Below are 17592 nucleotides of genomic sequence, written 5' to 3'. Positions count from 1 at the left end.
CGGCTGTTCAATCACCGAGAAGGCTGACTACACTCGCCGCATGCCGAGTTCTCCCCGTCGACGCCCCAAGAACCGCAAGGCGTCCATCGCGCTCGCCGCGGCTGAGCTGTTCTGCGCCCGCGGGTACCACAACGTCGGCATCGAGGACATCGCGAGGGCGGTCGGCATCACCGGCCCGGCGATCTACCGGCACTTCCCCACCAAGCAGGCCATTCTGGCCACCGCGGTCGACGAGCTGGGCACGAGCTTCGCCGAGTGCGTCCACTCGTCGGACGCGGTCGACGTCCCTGCCGAGCGGCTGCGCACCGTGCTGCCCGCACTGGTGCGCTTCACCTTCGACCGTCGCGCGGTGGCCCGGCTCTACCAGTGGCAGGGGCGCCATCTTGATCCGGAGCAGCGGGAGTTGCTCGCCGAGCGGTTCGACGGCTCCGTACGCACCCTGCGCGACCTGCTCCTTCAGGCACGTCCCGAGCTGCCCAAACGAGACGCCGCCACGCTGGTGGCGGCCGCGCTGAGCGTGATCGCAAGCCCGGCCACGCACCGTGCGGCGCTCGCCAAGACCCAGGCCGAGCGGACCATCGTGGACTGCGCCACGGCCGTGCTCACCGCCGACCTGCCCGCACCCCGCAGCGCCGCGCCGCGGGGTTACCGGCCGGAGCAGGGCGCGCTGCTGCCGCGTCGCGAGCGGCTGCTCGCCGAGGCTGTCCGGCTGTTCCACGAGCGCGGTTATCACGAGGTGTCGATCTCCGACATCGGCGAGGCAGCGGGTATCAACGCCTCCAGCGTCTACCGCCACTTCGCGAGCAAGGCCGATCTCCTTGCCGCCGCGTACTACCGGGCCAGCAGCCGTCTCGAACTGGCCACCTCCGAGGCGCTGTCGGACGCCAAGACCCCCGCGGAGGCGATGCTGCGGCTGGTCGACACCTACGTGCGGCTGAGCTTTGCGCATGCGGAGGTGCCCGCGGTGTACGCCGTGGAGAGCGAGAACCTGCCCGCGGCCGACCGCCACCGGCTGCGGGTCGAGCAGCGTCGGCACGTCGACACCTGGGTGGGCCTGCTGTCCGAGCTGGATCCCGACCAGCCGGCCGGGGTGCTGCGCTTCCGGGTCCACGCGGCGTTCAACGTGGTGACCGACCTGGCCGGCTCCGGTGGGGCATCGGTCAACGCGGAGCGCACCGCCGCCCTCGTACAGCACGCACTGGCCCTGGCGAATCACGGCTGACTTCATGACGCGGCCGACGCCGGTGCGAGGCGTGCTTATACGGGGAGTGCACCGACGTCTAGACGTGGAGTGCCCCGACGTCCTGGGCCTGGTCACCGAAGTACTGCCGCAGGTGCCGCCGGGTGAACCGGTCGCCGCTGCGGAGCAGACGGTCACGGCCGGCGGCCGTGCGGCCCAGGACGTGATAGCGCAGGAAGTTGGCGGCCAGCAGCGGTGGCACGGCCCAGGGCAGGGCCACCCGCAGGCCCAGGTCCCGCATGCCCTGGCGGCCGAGGAAGTAGCGGAGCATGCTCAGCAGACGGGCGCGGGCATAGGCGCGGCGCACCCCGGCGAAGCGGGTGAAGTGCAAGGCGCGCTGGGCCTCGACGACGGCCCGGGCCAACGGAGGACCGGCCGCACTGCCATAACTCTGGGTGATCAACTGGTGGTAGCTGAGGTGGTGTTGGTGCAGCTCACTGTCGAACAGCCAGTCCTCGTCCACGCCGAGCAGCCAGCCGACGTACTTCCACAGGTGCATCAGCGCCCGCGAGTCGGCGCGGGTCACCCGCACGCCGAGCAGCCGGACGCCAAGGAGCTGGAGCGCGTTGAACAGCCCGAGCGTGGCGGCCAGATCGGACTGGTTGACCGGCAGTCCCCAGCGGCCGGTGTCCCACCCCCCGCCGTTCTCCACCTGGTGGTTGACCAGGGCGTGCATGAGGCGCACATGCACCGTGAGCCGGAAGCCCGCCCCGTCGCGCCGCATCGCGTCGTCACCGCCGACGGCGATCGCCCACCGCTGGGTCTCGGCGAGCCTGCGCAGCGCGGAGCCGCCGGTCAGGCCGCCGGTTTCGACCAGCAGGTCCGGCGGGCCGCCGAACCGGTAGGAGCCGATCAGCGCCAACTGCAGCAGTACATCTGCGGAATTGCGGCCGAACCGCCGAGCCACCCGGCCGCCCTCGTTGACCATGTCGAAGTCCACCCAGTCCGGCACCTTCTCGATCACGGCGAAGAAGTCCCGCAGCGGCCGCGGGGCATCCGGCACCGCGTCGATCCCCTCGGCGAGCGCATGCTTGAACTGCCGCATGGTGACCCGGTCCGGGTCCGTCGTGTCGGTGATCCGCAGAGCGCGGGCCAACGCTGCTCCCAGCTCGTCGCGCGCCATCAGGCGCTGCCCGATGGTGTCCAATACCTCTTGATCAGGGGTGCGTTGACCGATCAGCATCTGCAGCGGTCGGCCGAGGCGGCGGTTGACAGCCTCGGTCTCGCGAAAACGCCGAGGATACGGAGACGGAGGCGCAACAGCTGGTGTCCGCACGTCGGTTGGCCGGGCCTGGGCATCACGCGAGGGTGGCTTGTGTGCGACCATGAGCCGATGCTGACAGCCGCTCGCACTCGCGTTCAATTCGTGTTCTGACCGCCATGCCGCCGCCCCGTCGCAGCACTCCGCGCACCACGCCCGCTCGCGTTTCGCCGCGGAAGTTGCCGCGCCAGGAACGCTCCCGGGCGATGGTGGAACGCATCCTCGACGCCGGACGGCAGGCCCTGGCCGAGTACGGATACGAGGGTGCGTCGACCAATCGGATCGCGGCGACGGCCGGGATCAGCCCCGGCTCGCTGTACCAGTACTTTCCCCACAAGGACGCCATCGTGTCGGCCGTCCTCGAGCGCTACAGCGACGCGCTCGTCTCCCGCGTCACCGCCCACCTGACCGGCCAGTTCGACCAGCCCGCGCCCGTGGTCACCCGGACCACGCTCGCCGCGCTCCTCGACGGGCTCGACGTGGAGCCGGCATTCCTGCGCGCCGCGGTCGTACACGGCTCCCGCCTCGACGACGGCCGCACCCTGCGCGCCTTCGAGCACCGCATCGCAGAACTGGTCCTCGCCTACCTGATGACACAGCGCACGAGCCTGCGGCCGGACACCCCACTCGATGCGGCGGTGTGGATGCTGGTGCGCACGGTCGAACACCTCACCGTGCGCTACCTGCTCGAGCAACCGCCCATCACTCGCGAGCAGTTCCTTGACGAACTCAGCCGGCTCGCCCTCAACTACCTGAAGCCGGCGTCATAATGCGAGCCGTACGCGAGCGATCCCCCTCCCAACCGACATGGCTGTCGGATGGATCGGGTAGGTTCTTCAGTCAGCAGGCACAGCGAGGGCGGGGGACACGGTGACGGGGACCGCGGCGACAGGACCAAAGAAGACGACCGACCCGAAGAAACCGGACGGCCCGAAGAAGCGGATGCGCGGCCCCGCCCGCCGCGGCCAGATCCTGGTCGCGGCGGTGGAAGTGTTCGCCGCCAAGGGGTACAGCGCCGCCTCGATGGGCGACATAGGCGAGGCCGCCGAGGTGGCCCGACCCGTGCTCTACGACCACTTCGCCTCCAAGCAGGTGCTGTACCTGAATGTGCTCGCGGAGCAGAACGCGGCACTGATCGCCCAGGTGGGCGCCGGCATCCAGGGCAGCGGTGGCCCGAGGCGGCGGATGCGGGCCACCATCGAGGCGTTCTTCACCTTCGCCGAGCAGCATCCGGCGGCGCGCACGGTGCTCTACGACCACACCGACGAGGGCGACCCGGAGATCGAGGCCGTCCGGCGCGGCTACTGGGACACCCGGATCAAGGTCGTGACCTCGATGCTGGGCGAGGACCTGAAGCGCGTCGGGGTGGATCCCGGTTCCGTGGAGGCCGAGCTGACGGTGGAGCTGCTGACCAACGGGCTCAACGGTCTCGCCCGCTGGTGGCTGAGGCACCCGGGGACCAGTCGCGCCACGCTGGTGAGCACCGCCGAACGCCTGCTGTGGAAGGGCATGGCGCGCTTCGACGAACCGTCGGACCAACTCTCGTAGGACCTGCGGCCGGCCCCTCTCCTCCACGTCCGCGCCGAGTCGAGCCGTACGGCAGCCCCCCGAGGGCTGCCGCTCTTTCGTGTGCCCCGACGGCTCATTCACGTACCCGGGCCACCGCTGGCGAGCCGTCAACTGCACCCAGGGGCTTGACCGTTGCCATGTCCGCGCCCATAGTGAGCCCCCATAACCGACACTGCTGTCGGAAGTTGGGAGCCGTGATGAACACGCACTCGAGATCGGACGACAAGGACAGCGGACGGCGCACCATCAACCGTCGAACGCTGGTCACCGGCATCGCGGCCACGGCCGCGGGCGCGGCGACCACGGGCGTGGCCGGCGCGATGCCCGTTCCGGAAGCGAGCCGGGTCAAGAATGCAGGGAGGGCGGCCGGCGGACGGCGGGTGGCCGTGCTCGGCGGCGGCATCGGAGGTCTCACCGCCGCCCACGAGCTTGCCGAGCGGGGCTTCGAGGTCACCGTCTACGAACGCAAGGAACTGGGCGGCAAGGCACGCAGCATCCCGGTCCCCGGAACCGGTGGCGGGGGGCGGTCGGATCTGCCCGGCGAGCACGGATTCCGGTTCTTCCCGGGCTTCTACCAGAACATCCCGGAGACGATGAGCCGGATTCCCTACCCGGGCAACAGCCAGGGCACGGCCGACAACCTGGTGGCCGGTGAGCGCATCATGGCCTGCTGGAATGGCGAAGCCTACTATCTGCCGACCTCGGCCACCGCACCGGAGAACTTCACGCCACAGGCTCTGCAGGACTACTTCAGAACGATCCTCCAGGGCCTGCGGAACGTCCCGGCCCAGGACATCGCGCTGTTCGCCAGCAAGGTGGTCGCCTTCCTGGCGAGCGGACCGAAGCGGCGCATGGGCCAGTGGGAGAACACCGGGTACGCCGACTTCGTCGGCATGGACAAGATGTCGCCCGCCGGGCGGGAGATCCTTGTGGACCTGTTCACGTCCACCCTGGTGGCTGCCAAACCGGAGAAGGCCAACGCCCGCACCATGGGCCTGATGGCAGAGGGCTGGCTCAACGCCACCTTCCAGCGCGGCGGCTACACCAACCCGGACCAGTTGCTCAACGGGCCCACCAATGAGGTGTTCATCGACCCCTGGGTGACGTATCTCAAGGGCCTCGGCGTGACCTTCAAAGTCGGCTGGACCGTCACCGGCCTCACCTTGAACGGCGGCACGATCACCGAGGCCAGTGCGACCGGCCCGACCGGGTCGTCGGCCACCATCCAGGCGGACTGGTATGTGCTCGCCGTCCCGGTCGAGCGGGCCGTCCCGCTGCTCAACACCCAGATCCTGATCGCCGATCCGCAGCTGCGGAAGCTGCGGTCACTCGAGACGGACTGGATGAACGGCGTCATGATCTACACCACCGAGCCGGTGCCGATCGCCAAGGGCCATGTCGCCTACGTCGGCCAGCCATGGGCAGTCACGTCAATCAGCCAGGCGCAGTTCTGGAAAGCCGACTTCGCCGCCCGCTACGGCGACGGCACCGCCGTGGATTGCCTGTCCGTGGACGTGTCCAACTGGGACGCCCCCGGCATCCTCTACGGCAAGACCGCACGCGAGTGCAGCCGCCAGCAGATCGTCAACGAGGTCCTCGCCCAGATCCGCGCCGCCCTGCCCGACGCCGACAACGTACTACCGGATTCGATCATCCACTCCTGGTTCGTCGACCCCGCGATCACCGGCGAAGGCACCCCCGACGTCGCCAACGACGAACCGCTGCTCGTCAACACACCCAAGTCCTGGAGCTACCGGCCCGAGGCGAAAACGGCAATCCCCAACCTCTTCCTCGCCGCGGACTATGTCCGCTCCCACATCAACCTGGCCACCATGGAAGGCGCCAACGAGGCCGGACGGGCCGCGGCCAACGGCATCCTGACCGCCTCCGGCTCCTCGGCGGAGAAGGCCACCATCAAGAAGCTCTACGAACCGCCCGAGATGCGACCGTTCTGGGCCAAGGACGACATCGACTACGCCCTCGGCCTGCCCAATCAGTTCGACATCATCGATCCCATCCGGCCCTGATGCGCGTCGGCCGGGAGAAGGAAGCGGGATGACTGATCGCGTCGCCATCATCGGCGCAGGGTTCGCCGGCCTGTGCATGGCCATCCGCCTGGCACAGGCCGGTGTCACCTCGTTCACGGTGTACGAGAAGGCAGAGGACCTCGGCGGGGTGTGGCGGGACAACACCTATCCGGGCGCGGGCTGCGACGTGCCGTCGCACCTCTACTCGTACTCCTTCGCGCCCCGCGCGGACTGGAGCCGCGCCTACCCTCTGCAGCCCGAGCTGCTGCGCTACCTGCACGACTGCGCCGACACCCATGGAATCCGCCCCCGGATCCGGTTCCACACCGAAATCACCTCCGCCGCCTACGACGAGAGAGCCCAGCGGTGGGAACTGCGCACCGCCGACGGCCGCACCCACCACGCCCAGGTCCTGGTGACCGCGGTCGGCCAGCTCAACCGGCCCAAGTACCCCGACTACCCCGGCTTGGACGACTTCGCCGGCACCGCCTTCCACTCGGCGCGCTGGAACCACCACCACGACCTCACCGACGAGGTGGTCGGGGTGATCGGCACAGGCCCCAGCGCCGTCCAGTTCATCCCGCAGATCGCACCCAAGGTGCGCACCCTGCGGGTGTTCCAACGCTCCGCGAACTGGGTCATGCCCAAGTGGGACTACCGCTACGGGCCGGTCCACCGGGCCCTGTTCACCACCGCCGCCGGCCGACTTGCCTTCCGCGGCGGCTGGTTCGCCTTCGGCGACACTGTCCTGCACTCGGCCGTACGCGGCGGACGCCTCGGCAAACTCGTCGAGTACCTGTGCCGCCGCCAACTGCGCACCCAGATACCCGATCCGGCCCTCCGGGCCAAGCTGACCCCCGACTTCCCGCTCGGGTGCAAGCGCATCCTCATCTCCGACGACTACTACCCGGCGCTCGCGCGGGACAACGTCGAGGTGATCACCGAGAAGATCACCCGGATCACACCGCACGGCATCCAGACCGCCGACGGCACCGAGCACACCCTGGACACCCTGATCCACGGCACCGGATTCACAGCGACCGATTTCCTCGCCCCCATGACCATCACCGGCCGCGACGGCCGTCAGCTGCGCGAACACGCCTGGGCCGACGGCGCCGCCGCCTTCCTCGGCATGACGGTCCCCGAGTTCCCCAACCTGTTCCTGCTCTACGGGCCGAACACCAACCTCGGCAACAACTCCGTGATCCTCATGATCGAATCCCAGGTGCGTTACATCCTCTCGTGCCTGGACACGATGGACCGCGACGGCCGCAGGGAGATGGAGGTGTCCCCGCACGCCTTCGCGTCCTTCCAGCGCCATCTCGACGACGCCCTGCGCGCGACGGTCTGGGAGGCGGGCTGCAGCAGCTGGTACAAGACGGACACCGGCAAGGTCACCAACAACTGGCCCCATCGCGCCGCCCGTTACCGCAAACTCACCCGCCGGCCCGCCCCGGCACACTTCCCCGCCGCGGCGGACAACCGGGACGCACTCACGCCCGAGGACCACACCGGACCGCTCTGAGGCCCGCGCTCCAGCAGTAGCCCCGACCACGCCCCGACGACATACGAAGGAGGAACCCGTGACTGCGGCCGCCCGCAAACCCGGAGTCGTCCCCAGACCGGTGGTCCGGGCCGCGCTGCGCTCCGGCGTCCGCCCGCTGCTCGGCCCCCGGGTACCGGTCGCCGTCCAGCGGCGCGGCCTCGACCTGCTCAGCGGCGTCCCCCGGCTCCCGGCCGGCACCCGGGTGTCCCGGGTCCGGCTGGGCGGCCTCCCCGCCGAACGGGTCGGCCTCCCCGGGGCGGACACGGCGCGCGCGGTCCTGTGCCTGCACGGCGGCGGGTACGTCACCGGCTCGCCGCGCACCCACCGGGCGCTGGCCGCCCACCTTGCCGCCGCCACCTGCGCCCCCGTGTACGTCCTCGACTACCGCCTGGCCCCCGAACACCCCTACCCCGCAGCCCTCGACGACGCGACCGACGCCTACCAGGCACTGCTCGCCCAGGGCCATGGCCCACAGAATCTGTCCCTTGTCGGCGACTCCGCCGGCGGCGGCCTCGCCCTGGCCCTCGCCCTACGCTTACGAGCCCGGGGCCTGCCCCCACCCGGCGCCCTGGCCTTGCTGTCCCCCTGGCTGGACCTCACCCTGAGCGCACCCGGCGATCCGCGCCGGGACCCGCTGTTGCGCCTGGCCTGGCTGCGCTGGTGCGCCACCGGTTACGCGGCGAACGCCGACCCCGCCGCACCGGAACTCTCCCCGCTCTTCGGTGATCTGGCGTGTCTGCCGCCGATACTCGTCCACGTAGGCAGCGACGAAGTCCTCCGCTCCGACACCGAACGCCTCGTCACGCGCGCCGAGCAGGCAGGCACCCCTGTCAGCCATCGCCGCCTCGACGGCCTCTGGCACGCGGCGCACCTGCACGCCGGGCTCATGACCGAGTCGACCGCGGCCGTGCGCGAGGTCGGCCGCTTCCTGGCCACCACGCCGCGCCCAGAACCCGACGCGTCAGGCTGAGGGTCGAGTTTCGGTTGGTGAGGTGCCAGGACGCGCGAACTGCAATCCGGGCCTGAGAAAACCGCAACCGCGACACCTCAGCCCCTCGGCCGGTACCCTCCCGACACCGCCCCGGCAATCCGATATAGATGACCCGGCGGTCAGTAGTGATAACGAGCTGCGAGGATCACGATCTCCTTGTCCGTGACCAGGTAGACGAGGCGGTGCTCGTCGTCGATCCGCCTCGACCACGCCCCGGGCAAGTGGTACTTGAGCGGTTCGGGCTTGCCGATCCCCGTGCAGGGGTAACGCTTGATGTCCTCGATGAGCTTGTTGATCCGCGCGAGCATCTTGCGGTCGTTCTTGAGCCAGGACGTGTAGTCCTCCCGGCCCTGATCCTCGAAGACGAGCCTCACGGAGTACCCTCGCCGGCCGCGTCCGGCGAGTCGGGGTCGATCAGCTCGCGCTCCGACACGTTGATGTTGGCCAGGGCGTTCTCGTACGCCTTGAGCAGTCGGCGAGCGTTCGCCGGAGAGCGCAGCAGGTAGGAGCCTTCGCGCAGCGCCGCATAGTCCTCGGCCGAGACAAGGACGGCATTGCCGTGCTTGGAGACGATCTCGATGGCCTCGTGATCGTCGTTGACCTTCTTGATCAACGGAAAGAGAGCCTTGCGGGCCTCGCTCGCGGTTATCGACATGGGCTGACTCCCTACATCAAGTGGTACCGAATAACGTACCACTCTCGGCCGCCTACATCAGAACCAATTACGTGACGAACTCATCAGAAAACCCAGCACCAACCCAGCATCAACCCAGCACGGGAAACAGCAAGGGGCCGACTCCCGGACGAGCCGACCCCATCTGATCTGCAAGGTTGCCAGGCTGCCAACGTGGTGTTATTTCACTCGTCACACGTTGAAGCGGAACTCCACCACGTCGCCGTCCTGCATCACGTAGTCCTTGCCCTCCATGCGCGCCTTGCCCTTCGCGCGGGCCTCCGGGACGGAGCCGCACTCGATCAGGTCCTCGTAATGCACGATCTCGGCCTTGATGAAGCCCTTCTGGAAGTCGGTGTGGATGACACCGGCCGCCTCCGGGGCCGTAGCGCCCTTCTTGATCGTCCAGGCGCGGGCCTCCTTCGGACCGGCCGTGAGGTACGTCTGGAGGCCGAGTGTCTCGAAGCCGACCCGGGCGAGGGTGGACAGGCCGGGCTCCTCCTGACCCATGGCCTGGAGCAGCTCCAGTGCCTCGTCGCCCTCCAGCTCGATCAGCTCGGACTCGATCTTCGCATTGAGGAAGATCGCCTCGGCCGGGGCGACGAGGGCGCGCTGCTCCCGCTTGAATGTCTCGTCGGTCAGCTCCTCCTCGTCGACGTTGAAGACGTAGAGGAAGGGCTTGGTGGTCAGCAGGAAGAGCTCGTGCAGCAGCCGGCCCTGCTCGGTGTCCTTGGTGATGCCGGCCGAGAAGAGCGTGCGGCCCTCCTCGATGATCTCCTTGGCTGCTTCGACAGCGGCGAGGACCGGGGCCCTGTCCTTCCGGATGCGAACCTCCTTCGACAGGCGGGGAAGCGCCTTCTCGATGGACTGGAGGTCGGCGAGGATCAGCTCGGTGTTGATGGTCTCGATGTCCTCCTTGGGCGAGACCTCGCCGGCGACATGCACGACGTTCGGGTCCCTGAAGGCCCGGATGACCTGGCAGATCGCGTCTGCCTCACGGATGTTCGCCAGGAACTTGTTGCCCAGGCCCTCGCCCTCGGAGGCACCGCGCACGAGGCCGGCGATGTCGACGAAGTCGACGTTGGCGGGGACGATGCGCTCCGAGCCGAAGACCTCGGCCAGCTTGCTCAGGCGCGGGTCGGGGAGGCCGACGACACCCACGTGGGGCTCGATGGTGGCGAACGGGTAGTTGGCCGCCAGCACGTCGTTCTTGGTCAGGGCGTTGAACAGGGTCGACTTGCCGACATTCGGCAGGCCGACGATTCCGATCGTGAGCGACACGTGGCGACTTCCCGTAGCGAGACCGTTGGAGGGGGACGGCCCGGGAGGACGGGCCGATCAACCAGTCTACGGGCGCTCCGCCGCGGCCCACGCCCGCGGAGTCCGAGCGAACCGCCCCGCGGACGCCGGCGCCGCGGCCTGCGCCAGGAGGACCGGCCGTCGAACACCGCAACACGCCTGGACGAACGGCGTGTCCAACGCCGGACTCCGCGGCCTCCGCGACCTACTTTGGTCGGGTGGAGCAACCCAGCACCCCCACGTCCCAGGACTCGGCCACCGTCTACCGCGCCGCACCTCCGCGCTCCGCTCCCCGTGTGCTCGCCGCGCTCCGGCTGCTCCGCCGGCTGCACCAGGTGCCCGGCCCACGCTTCACGGGCCTCGGCTGCGGACTGGTTGCCACGACCGCCATGGTGGTGGTCGGCGCGCTGGACGAACTGATGCTGGACGGCTCCTCCTTCGCCTATGGGGTGATGTTCGTGCTGCTGTCCGCGGCTTGCGGACTCTGGGTACGGTCCGCGGATCTGATCACGGCGCCGATCAGCGTGCCCATCGCGTTCATGGCCGGGCTGGTGCCCATCAGCGGCGGGGAGAGCGGGGTGGGGGGTCAGGTGGTGGCCGCGTTCACCCAGCTGGCGCTGCAGGCGGGCTGGCTGTACAGCGGAACGCTGACGGCGGCGCTGGTGGTCGTCGTACGCAAGCTGCTCCTGCTGGGGAACCGAGCCGCCCGGCGGGCGGAGCGCATCCGCAGTGGCCCGCAGACTCCGTCAGGCCCCGCGGCCGAGCGGGCCTGACCCCGGCCTGGCGGCGAGGACGGCACCCCGCCGAACGCACCTGCCCCTCGCCCGGCCGGTCCCTGGTCTAGCCGACGACCTGCTCGCGAGCCGCCATGGCCGCTCCGACGATCCCCGCGTTGTTCTGCAGCTCCGCCGGTACCAGCTCCGCCCTGATCCCCTCGATCAACGGCAGGAACTTCTCCGCTTTGCGGCTGACCCCGCCCCCGACGATGAACAGTTCGGGCGAGAAGAGCATCTCCACATGGGCCAGGTACTTCTGCAGCCGCCGAGCCCAGTGGGGCCAGCTCAGCTCCTCGTCGTCCCGCGCCTTGGTGGAGGCGCGCTTCTCGGCGTCGTGGCCGTCCAGCTCCAGGTGACCGAGCTCGGTGTTGGGGACCAGCCGTCCGTCCGTGAAGACCGCGCTGCCGATGCCGGTGCCGAGGGTCAGCAGGATCACCGTGCCACCGCGGCCCCGGCCGGCCCCGAAGGACATCTCCGCCATGCCTGCGGCGTCCGCGTCGTTCACCACGGTCACCGGAAGACCGCCGAGCCGCTCGCCGAGCAGCCCGCGGGCGTCCAGGCCCACCCATCCGGAGTCCACGTTCGCCGCCGTACGGGTCGTACCGCGCGTGACGACCCCGGGGAAGGTCACGCCCACGGGACCCGACCAGCCGAAGTGGCCCACCACCTCCCGGACGCGATCCGCCACCGCGTCCGGAGTCGCCGGGTGCGGAGTGAGGACCTTGTGCCGCTGTTCGGTCAGAGCACCCCGGTCCAGATCGACCGGGGCTCCCTTGACGCCCGATCCGCCGATGTCAACGCCGAATACGTCCATGAGGACCACGCTACGGGCAGTGGCCACCCGTAGTAGCGCCGGGCAGCCCCTCGGTCACGTACCGCCGGGCAAGACCTCGGTCACGTACCGGAGGAGGAGGCCTCGGCGGCCTCGGCGGCCTCCGCGCGCAGATCGCGTCGCAGCTCCTTCGGCAGCGAGAAGGTGATGCTCTCCTCCGCGGCCGTCACGGTCTCGACGTCCTCGTAGCCGCGCTCGGCGAGCCAGTCCAGCACGCCCTCCACCAGGATCTCCGGGACCGAGGCACCGGAGGTGACACCGACCGTGGTCACGCCCTCCAGCCAGGCCTCGTCGATCTCATCGGCGAAGTCGACCAGGTGCGCGTCCTTCGCGCCCGCGCCGAGCGCGACCTCGACGAGCCGGACGGAGTTGGAGGAGTTCTTGGAGCCGACGACGATGACGAGTTCGGCCTGGGCGCCCATCTGCTTCACCGCGGTCTGGCGGTTCTGCGTGGCGTAGCAGATGTCGTCACTGGGCGGGGAGAGAAGGTTGGGGAAGCGGCCCTTGAGCGCGTCGACCGTCTCCATCGTCTCGTCGACCGACAGGGTGGTCTGGGAGAGCCAGACGACCTTGTCCGGGTCACGGACCTCGACATTCTCCACATCGCCCGGGCCGTCGACCAGCTGGATGTGCTCCGGGGCCTCGCCGCTCGTGCCGATGACCTCTTCGTGGCCCTCGTGGCCGATGAGGAGGATGTCGTAGTCCTCCTTGGCGAAGCGGACGGCTTCCTTGTGGACCTTGGTGACCAGCGGGCAGGTCGCGTCGATGCTGGCGAGCCTGCCGCGCTCGGCCTCTTCGTGGACGACCGGCGCGACGCCGTGCGCCGAGAAGACCACGATGTTGCCCTCCGGCACTTCCTCCGTCTCGTCGACGAAGATCGCGCCCTTCTTCTCGAGGGTCTTCACGACGTACTTGTTGTGGACGATTTCATGGCGCACATAGATCGGTGCGCCGTACTGCTCGAGGGCCTTCTCCACGGCGATCACGGCTCGGTCGACGCCCGCGCAGTAACCCCGGGGGGCGGCGAGCAGGACGCGACGGGAAGTAGCAGTCATGCCCACCATCGTAGGGGTCGCGGCGCTGGCGGAATGATCGCGTCCAGCGCCCCGAGCGCTGCAGGACACGCTCGCCTCTGCGGCCCGGGCGCCGAGGCGGTGCGATGTCAGCCGGGACGACTAGCCTGCCCGTATGGCTCTCAAGACGTCCCCGGACGCTCCGATCCCCGTCGGCCAGGTCTCCCGGCTCATCGGGGGGTGGATCGACCGGCTGGGGTCGGTGTGGGTCGAGGGGCAGATCACGCAGCTGTCCCGGCGGCCCGGGGCCGGCGTCGTGTTCCTGACCCTGCGCGACCCCTCGCACGACATCTCGCTCTCAGTCACCTGCTACCGCATGGTGTTCGACCGGGTCGCGGACCTCGTCTCCGAGGGCGCGCGGGTGGTCGTGCACGCTAAGCCGGAGTGGTACGCCCCCCGCGGTCAGCTCTCGTTGCGCGCGGCCGAGATCCGGCCGGTGGGCGTGGGCGAGCTCCTGGCCCGGCTTGAGCAGCTGAAGAAGACCCTCGCGGCCGAGGGCCTCTTCGCGCTCGACCGCAAGCGGCCGCTGCCGTTCCTCCCGCAGCTCATCGGGCTGGTCTGCGGCCGCGCCTCGGCAGCTGAGCGAGACGTGCTGGAGAACGCCCGGCACCGCTGGCCCGCCGTCCGCTTCGAGGTCCGCAATGTGCCCGTGCAGGGTGTGCACGCCGTGCCGCAGGTCGTCAAGGCGGTCAAGGAGCTGGACGCGCTGCCGGACGTGGACGTGATCATCGTGGCGCGGGGCGGCGGCAGCGTCGAGGATCTGTTGCCGTTCTCCGACGAGCGGCTCGTACGGGCCGTGGCCGCGTGCCGCACCGCCGTCGTGTCGGCCATCGGGCACGAGCCGGATACGCCGCTGCTCGACCTGGTCGCCGATCTGCGCGCCTCCACCCCCACCGACGCGGCGAAGAAGGTCGTGCCGGACGTCGGCGAGGAGCTGACCCGTATCCGCCAGCTGCGCCAGCGGGCGCTGCGGTCGGTCACCGGTCTGCTCGAGCGGGAGGAGCGCGGGCTCGCGGCGGCCTGCCACCGGCCGTCCATGGAACGGCCGCAGCGCATGGTGGAGGAGCGCGAGGAGCAGGTGTGTGCGCTGCTCGACCGGGGCCGCCGGACGCTCGGCCATCTGCTGGACCGGGCCGACTCCGAGCTGGCGCACACCCGGGCACGGGTCGTCGCGCTGTCCCCGGCGGCGACCCTGGAACGGGGGTACGCCGTGCTGCAACGGTCCGACGGAAGGGTGGTCCGCTCGGCGGAGGAGGTCGCCGCGGAGGAGAAGCTGCGGGCCCGGGTCGCGGACGGGGAGTTCACCGTACGGGTCTCCCCCTGAGGCGCCGGCTCCGGAAGGCCCGGTCGTGTCACCGCTCACCTCTAGGCTGGACTCATGACCACTACGGACGAGCCGTCCACCGACTCGACGCTCGGGTACGAGCAGGCGCGTGACGAGCTGATCGAGGTCGTGCGGCGGCTGGAGGCGGGCGGCACGACGCTCGAGGAATCCCTCGCGCTGTGGGAGCGGGGCGAGGAGCTGGCGAAGGTCTGCCGTCGGTGGCTGGAGGGGGCGCGGGCCCGGCTGGACGCAGCGCTGGCGGAGTCGGGAGAGGGCGATGCCCGGGCCGAGACCGTGGATGAAGGCGCCGAGGGAGACGCAGCGGGCGACGAGGGCGGCGCACCGGACTGAGGGGATCCCACGCCACCGAGTGACGACTCCTGTGAAGTGGGTCACATCCCGAGGTTGGTTGAAATAGAAACCAAATCTGGCGGGTTCTCCTTGGCGTCACAAGCCGTCCTCCCCCGGCTACCTCCCCCAGCTACCTCCCTCAGCTACCGCTGGGAGGTGCCCCCAAGGAGGTGCCCCCAGGGAGGTGACCTCAGGAAGGGTTCCCCGCATGACTCTCGCCCTCGACGCCGCCGCCCAGGACCTGCTGTTCCGCGAGGCCCGGACCGCCAACACCTTCACCGACGAGCCGGTGACGGACGAACAGCTGCAGGCGATCTACGACCTGGTGAAGTACGCGCCCACCGCGTTCAACCAGTCGCCGCTGCGCATCGTCCTGGTCCGCTCCCCCGAGGCACGCGAGCGCCTGGTCCAGCACATGGCAGAAGGCAACCAGCAGAAGACGGCCGCCGCTCCCCTGGTCGCGATCCTCGCCACGGACCACGAGTTCCACGAGGAGCTGCCCCGGCTCTTCCCGCACTTCCCGCAGGCCAAGGACATGTTCTTCAGCGAGCGTCCGGTCCGCGAGCAGGCCGGATCCTTCAACGCCGCACTGCAGGTCGGCTACTTCGTCATCGGCGTCCGCGCCGCCGGTCTGGCCGCCGGCCCGATGACCGGTTTCAACGCCGATGCGATCAACAAGGAGTTCTTCCCCGACGGAGACCACTCGGCGCTGGCCGTGGTGAACATCGGCAAGCCCGGCGAGAACGCATGGTTCCCGAGGAGCCCGCGCCTGGAGTACGACGAGGTCGTCACGACGATCTGACGTATGGCCCCGGGCCTGGGGGTCCGCCCGATGGCCGCCCCGCTTCCGCCTCCTACGAGGTGGTGAGCGCGGCGGCCATCTTCGCCAGCTGCGGGTAGGCAGCCGTGCCCGTGACGACCGTGGTCACGCCACGCTCCTCCCGGACCAGCGCGTCGTACTTCGGGCCCTCGTAGCGGTCCCAGGTCTCGTCGCCGACCCGCTGCGTGCCGCCCGTCTTCTCCGCTCCGTGGCTCACTCTCGTGACGAACTTCGACGGCGTGCCGTCGCTCTGCTCCACAGCCACGTACTCGTCCCGCGGGTCCAGAAAGCCCAGATGCCAGGCCGCCCCGTCCGGGGAGTCGCCCTTGTACGACACCGAAGTCGCCCGCCACGTGCTGGGCAGGCCCTCGGGAGCGGCCAGCGGATACGGCGCGGCGCGGCGGGCCGTATCCAGCTCCACCGTGTAGTCGACCGGCTTGACCGGGTCGAGCGAGTCGTCGTGCGGCACGAAGAAGTAGATGCCTGCCACGACGACGCCGATCACTGCCATCGACAGCACCATGTCCCGCACCGTCTGGTTACCGCGCATACCTGCCACGCCCCTATGGTCTCCCATCGCCGACCCGGCGATTCGGGCACCCCCGCACCACCCGGGGGCCACGGCGCTTGGCCGCGCTGCGGCGGCGCTCATGCGTGGGGCGCACTGCTCACATTCGCGGCGAGCCGATACTGTGCTTTGTGGGGGGACACCCCCACACCCCCGGCATGGTCACCCTCGTTCCGGCCGTCGTCGTACAGAAAGGTGCGCTCCGATGACCGAAAATCATCTGCCGTCCCAGCTCGAGGTGAGCCCGGAGGCACCAGACCGCAACCTCGCCCTGGAGCTCGTACGGGTCACCGAGGCCGCCGCGATGGCGGCCGGCCGGTGGGTCGGCCGCGGTGACAAGAACGGTGCCGACGGCGCGGCCGTGAAGGCCATGCGCACCCTCGTCCACACCGTCTCGATGAACGGCGTCGTCGTCATCGGCGAGGGCGAGAAGGACGAGGCGCCGATGCTGTTCAACGGCGAGCGGGTGGGCGACGGCACCGGTGCGGAGTGCGACGTCGCCGTGGACCCGGTCGACGGGACCACGCTCACCGCCAAGGGCATGGGCAACGCCGTGTCGGTCCTCGCGGTGGCCGACCGCGGCACCATGTTCGACCCGTCCGCCGTGTTCTACATGGACAAGCTGGTCACCGGCCCCGAGGCCGCCGACTTCGTCGACATCACCGCCCCGCCGTCGGTCAACATCCGCAGGGTCGCCAAGGCCAAGCACAGCGCGCCGGAGGACGTGACGGTCGTCATCCTGGACCGGCCGCGCCACGACTCGCTGGTCCGGGAGATCCGCGAAACCGGGGCCCGGATCAAGTTCATCTCGGACGGCGATGTCGCGGGCGCGATCATGGCCGTACGGGAGGGCACTGGCGTCGACCTGCTGATGGGCGTCGGCGGGACGCCCGAGGGCATCATCGCGGCCTGTGCGATCAAGTGCCTCGGCGGCACGATCCAGGGCAAGTTGTGGCCCAAGGACGACGAGGAGAAGCAGCGCGCACTCGACGCGGGTCACGATCTCGACCGCGTCCTGAGCACCGACGACCTGGTCAGCGGCGAGAACGTGTTCTTCGTCGCCACCGGGATCACCGACGGCGAGCTGCTGCGCGGGGTGCGGTACCGCGCGGAGACGGCCACCACCCAGTCGCTGGTGATGCGCTCCAAGTCCGGCACCATCCGGCAGATCGACTCCACACACCGGCTGTCGAAGCTCCGCGCCTACAGCGCCATCGACTTCGACCGCGCACGCTGAGCCGC

General features: G+C 69.8%; 18 protein-coding genes. 11 read left to right on the top strand and 7 right to left on the bottom strand.

The features are described 5' to 3' along the window. The first annotated feature begins 40 nt into the window (after positions 1-40). Positions 41-1222, top strand: coding sequence for a TetR/AcrR family transcriptional regulator (locus ACTWQI_RS16310; RefSeq protein ID WP_443271088.1), 1182 nt, complete (start codon positions 41-43; stop codon positions 1220-1222). A 58-nt stretch (positions 1223-1280) separates the two neighbouring features. Here ACTWQI_RS16310 and ACTWQI_RS16305 read toward each other — a convergent pair whose 3' ends face one another. Then, positions 1281-2387 (bottom strand): oxygenase MpaB family protein, encoded by a 1107-nt coding sequence (locus ACTWQI_RS16305; RefSeq protein WP_443271087.1) that lies wholly within the window; start codon positions 2385-2387, stop codon positions 1281-1283. A 320-nt stretch (positions 2388-2707) separates the two neighbouring features. Here ACTWQI_RS16305 and ACTWQI_RS16300 point away from each other — a divergent pair, with 320 nt between their 5' ends. The 5 genes from ACTWQI_RS16300 (at position 2708) to ACTWQI_RS16280 (ending at position 8613) form a co-directional block, all read left to right on the top strand. Beyond that, a complete protein-coding gene (locus ACTWQI_RS16300; RefSeq protein ID WP_443271085.1) occupies positions 2708-3271 on the top strand; it encodes a TetR/AcrR family transcriptional regulator in 564 nt (187 codons plus the stop codon). Between the two features lie 100 nt (positions 3272-3371). Next, positions 3372-4049, top strand: coding sequence for a TetR/AcrR family transcriptional regulator (locus tag ACTWQI_RS16295; RefSeq protein ID WP_443271083.1), 678 nt, complete (start codon positions 3372-3374; stop codon positions 4047-4049). A 218-nt stretch (positions 4050-4267) separates the two neighbouring features. Then, complete coding sequence (locus ACTWQI_RS16290) at positions 4268-6097, top strand: hydroxysqualene dehydroxylase (RefSeq protein ID WP_443271082.1); 1830 nt, start codon at positions 4268-4270, stop codon at positions 6095-6097. A 28-nt stretch (positions 6098-6125) separates the two neighbouring features. Further along, a complete protein-coding gene (locus ACTWQI_RS16285) occupies positions 6126-7622 on the top strand; it encodes a flavin-containing monooxygenase (RefSeq protein WP_443271080.1) in 1497 nt (498 codons plus the stop codon). A 58-nt stretch (positions 7623-7680) separates the two neighbouring features. Then, the gene (locus ACTWQI_RS16280; RefSeq protein WP_443271079.1) at positions 7681-8613 is read left to right on the top strand and encodes an alpha/beta hydrolase fold domain-containing protein; all 933 of its coding nucleotides are present in this window, start codon (positions 7681-7683) and stop codon (positions 8611-8613) included. 140 nt (positions 8614-8753) lie between these two features. Here the strand turns inward: ACTWQI_RS16280 and ACTWQI_RS16275 are convergent, their stop codons facing one another. The 3 genes from ACTWQI_RS16275 to ychF form a co-directional block, all read right to left on the bottom strand. Next, a complete protein-coding gene (locus ACTWQI_RS16275) occupies positions 8754-9008 on the bottom strand; it encodes a Txe/YoeB family addiction module toxin (protein ID WP_443271077.1) in 255 nt (84 codons plus the stop codon). Further along, positions 9005-9289 (bottom strand): type II toxin-antitoxin system Phd/YefM family antitoxin, encoded by a 285-nt coding sequence (locus ACTWQI_RS16270; protein WP_443271075.1) that lies wholly within the window; start codon positions 9287-9289, stop codon positions 9005-9007. Before ACTWQI_RS16270 ends, ACTWQI_RS16275 begins: the two co-directional genes overlap by 4 nt. A 210-nt stretch (positions 9290-9499) precedes the next feature. Continuing rightward, entirely contained in the window at positions 9500-10588 is a 1089-nt protein-coding gene (gene ychF / locus ACTWQI_RS16265; RefSeq protein ID WP_443271073.1) for a redox-regulated ATPase YchF, read from the bottom strand. A gap of 236 nt (positions 10589-10824) precedes the next feature. On the opposite strand from ychF, the gene ACTWQI_RS16260 reads away from it, so the two are divergent. Beyond that, positions 10825-11379 carry a DUF6542 domain-containing protein gene (locus ACTWQI_RS16260; protein WP_443271071.1) on the top strand — a complete coding sequence of 185 codons (555 nt, stop codon included), beginning with the start codon at positions 10825-10827 and terminating at the stop codon, positions 11377-11379. Between the two features lie 67 nt (positions 11380-11446). Here ACTWQI_RS16260 and ppgK read toward each other — a convergent pair whose 3' ends face one another. Next, complete coding sequence (gene ppgK, locus ACTWQI_RS16255) at positions 11447-12196, bottom strand: polyphosphate--glucose phosphotransferase (RefSeq protein WP_443271070.1); 750 nt, start codon at positions 12194-12196, stop codon at positions 11447-11449. Positions 12197-12276: 80 nt separating this feature from the next. Beyond that, positions 12277-13278: a 4-hydroxy-3-methylbut-2-enyl diphosphate reductase gene (locus ACTWQI_RS16250; RefSeq protein WP_443271069.1), complete on the bottom strand. Its 1002-nt coding sequence runs from the start codon at positions 13276-13278 to the stop codon at positions 12277-12279. A 124-nt stretch (positions 13279-13402) separates the two neighbouring features. On the opposite strand from ACTWQI_RS16250, the gene xseA reads away from it, so the two are divergent. The 3 genes from xseA (at position 13403) to ACTWQI_RS16235 (ending at position 15764) form a co-directional block, all read left to right on the top strand. After that, complete coding sequence (gene xseA / locus ACTWQI_RS16245; protein ID WP_443271068.1) at positions 13403-14611, top strand: exodeoxyribonuclease VII large subunit; 1209 nt, start codon at positions 13403-13405, stop codon at positions 14609-14611. A 54-nt stretch (positions 14612-14665) separates the two neighbouring features. Continuing rightward, a complete protein-coding gene (locus ACTWQI_RS16240) occupies positions 14666-14962 on the top strand; it encodes an exodeoxyribonuclease VII small subunit (protein WP_443271066.1) in 297 nt (98 codons plus the stop codon). Positions 14963-15170: 208 nt separating this feature from the next. Beyond that, positions 15171-15764: a malonic semialdehyde reductase gene (locus ACTWQI_RS16235; RefSeq protein ID WP_443271065.1), complete on the top strand. Its 594-nt coding sequence runs from the start codon at positions 15171-15173 to the stop codon at positions 15762-15764. A gap of 52 nt (positions 15765-15816) precedes the next feature. On the opposite strand, the gene ACTWQI_RS16230 is transcribed toward ACTWQI_RS16235, so the two are convergent. Further along, positions 15817-16332 (bottom strand): DUF4245 domain-containing protein, encoded by a 516-nt coding sequence (locus ACTWQI_RS16230; protein ID WP_443271333.1) that lies wholly within the window; start codon positions 16330-16332, stop codon positions 15817-15819. A gap of 223 nt (positions 16333-16555) precedes the next feature. On the opposite strand from ACTWQI_RS16230, the gene glpX reads away from it, so the two are divergent. Further along, complete coding sequence (gene glpX / locus ACTWQI_RS16225) at positions 16556-17587, top strand: class II fructose-bisphosphatase (protein WP_443271064.1); 1032 nt, start codon at positions 16556-16558, stop codon at positions 17585-17587. Positions 17588-17592 lie beyond the last annotated feature (5 nt).

The organism is Streptomyces sp. KR80, from assembly GCF_052245555.1.
In the GTDB taxonomy this organism is placed as follows: domain Bacteria; phylum Actinomycetota; class Actinomycetes; order Streptomycetales; family Streptomycetaceae; genus Streptomyces.
Note: the sequence above shows the minus strand (reverse complement) of the source record. Positions and strands in the feature narration are given on the sequence as shown.

Coding starts and splice junctions, on each gene's coding strand:
- ACTWQI_RS16310 (WP_443271088.1), top strand. CDS start 41: ATGCCGAGTTCTCCCCGTCGACGCCCCAAGAACCGCAAGGCGTCCATC.
- ACTWQI_RS16300 (WP_443271085.1), top strand. CDS start 2,708: ATGGTGGAACGCATCCTCGACGCCGGACGGCAGGCCCTGGCCGAGTAC.
- ACTWQI_RS16290 (WP_443271082.1), top strand. CDS start 4,268: ATGAACACGCACTCGAGATCGGACGACAAGGACAGCGGACGGCGCACC.
- ACTWQI_RS16285 (WP_443271080.1), top strand. CDS start 6,126: ATGACTGATCGCGTCGCCATCATCGGCGCAGGGTTCGCCGGCCTGTGC.
- ACTWQI_RS16270 (WP_443271075.1), bottom strand. CDS start 9,289: ATGTCGATAACCGCGAGCGAGGCCCGCAAGGCTCTCTTTCCGTTGATC.
- ppgK (WP_443271070.1), bottom strand. CDS start 12,196: ATGGACGTATTCGGCGTTGACATCGGCGGATCGGGCGTCAAGGGAGCC.
- ACTWQI_RS16250 (WP_443271069.1), bottom strand. CDS start 13,278: ATGGTGGGCATGACTGCTACTTCCCGTCGCGTCCTGCTCGCCGCCCCC.
- xseA (WP_443271068.1), top strand. CDS start 13,403: ATGGCTCTCAAGACGTCCCCGGACGCTCCGATCCCCGTCGGCCAGGTC.
- ACTWQI_RS16240 (WP_443271066.1), top strand. CDS start 14,666: ATGACCACTACGGACGAGCCGTCCACCGACTCGACGCTCGGGTACGAG.
- ACTWQI_RS16235 (WP_443271065.1), top strand. CDS start 15,171: ATGACTCTCGCCCTCGACGCCGCCGCCCAGGACCTGCTGTTCCGCGAG.
- ACTWQI_RS16230 (WP_443271333.1), bottom strand. CDS start 16,332: ATGCGCGGTAACCAGACGGTGCGGGACATGGTGCTGTCGATGGCAGTG.
- glpX (WP_443271064.1), top strand. CDS start 16,556: ATGACCGAAAATCATCTGCCGTCCCAGCTCGAGGTGAGCCCGGAGGCA.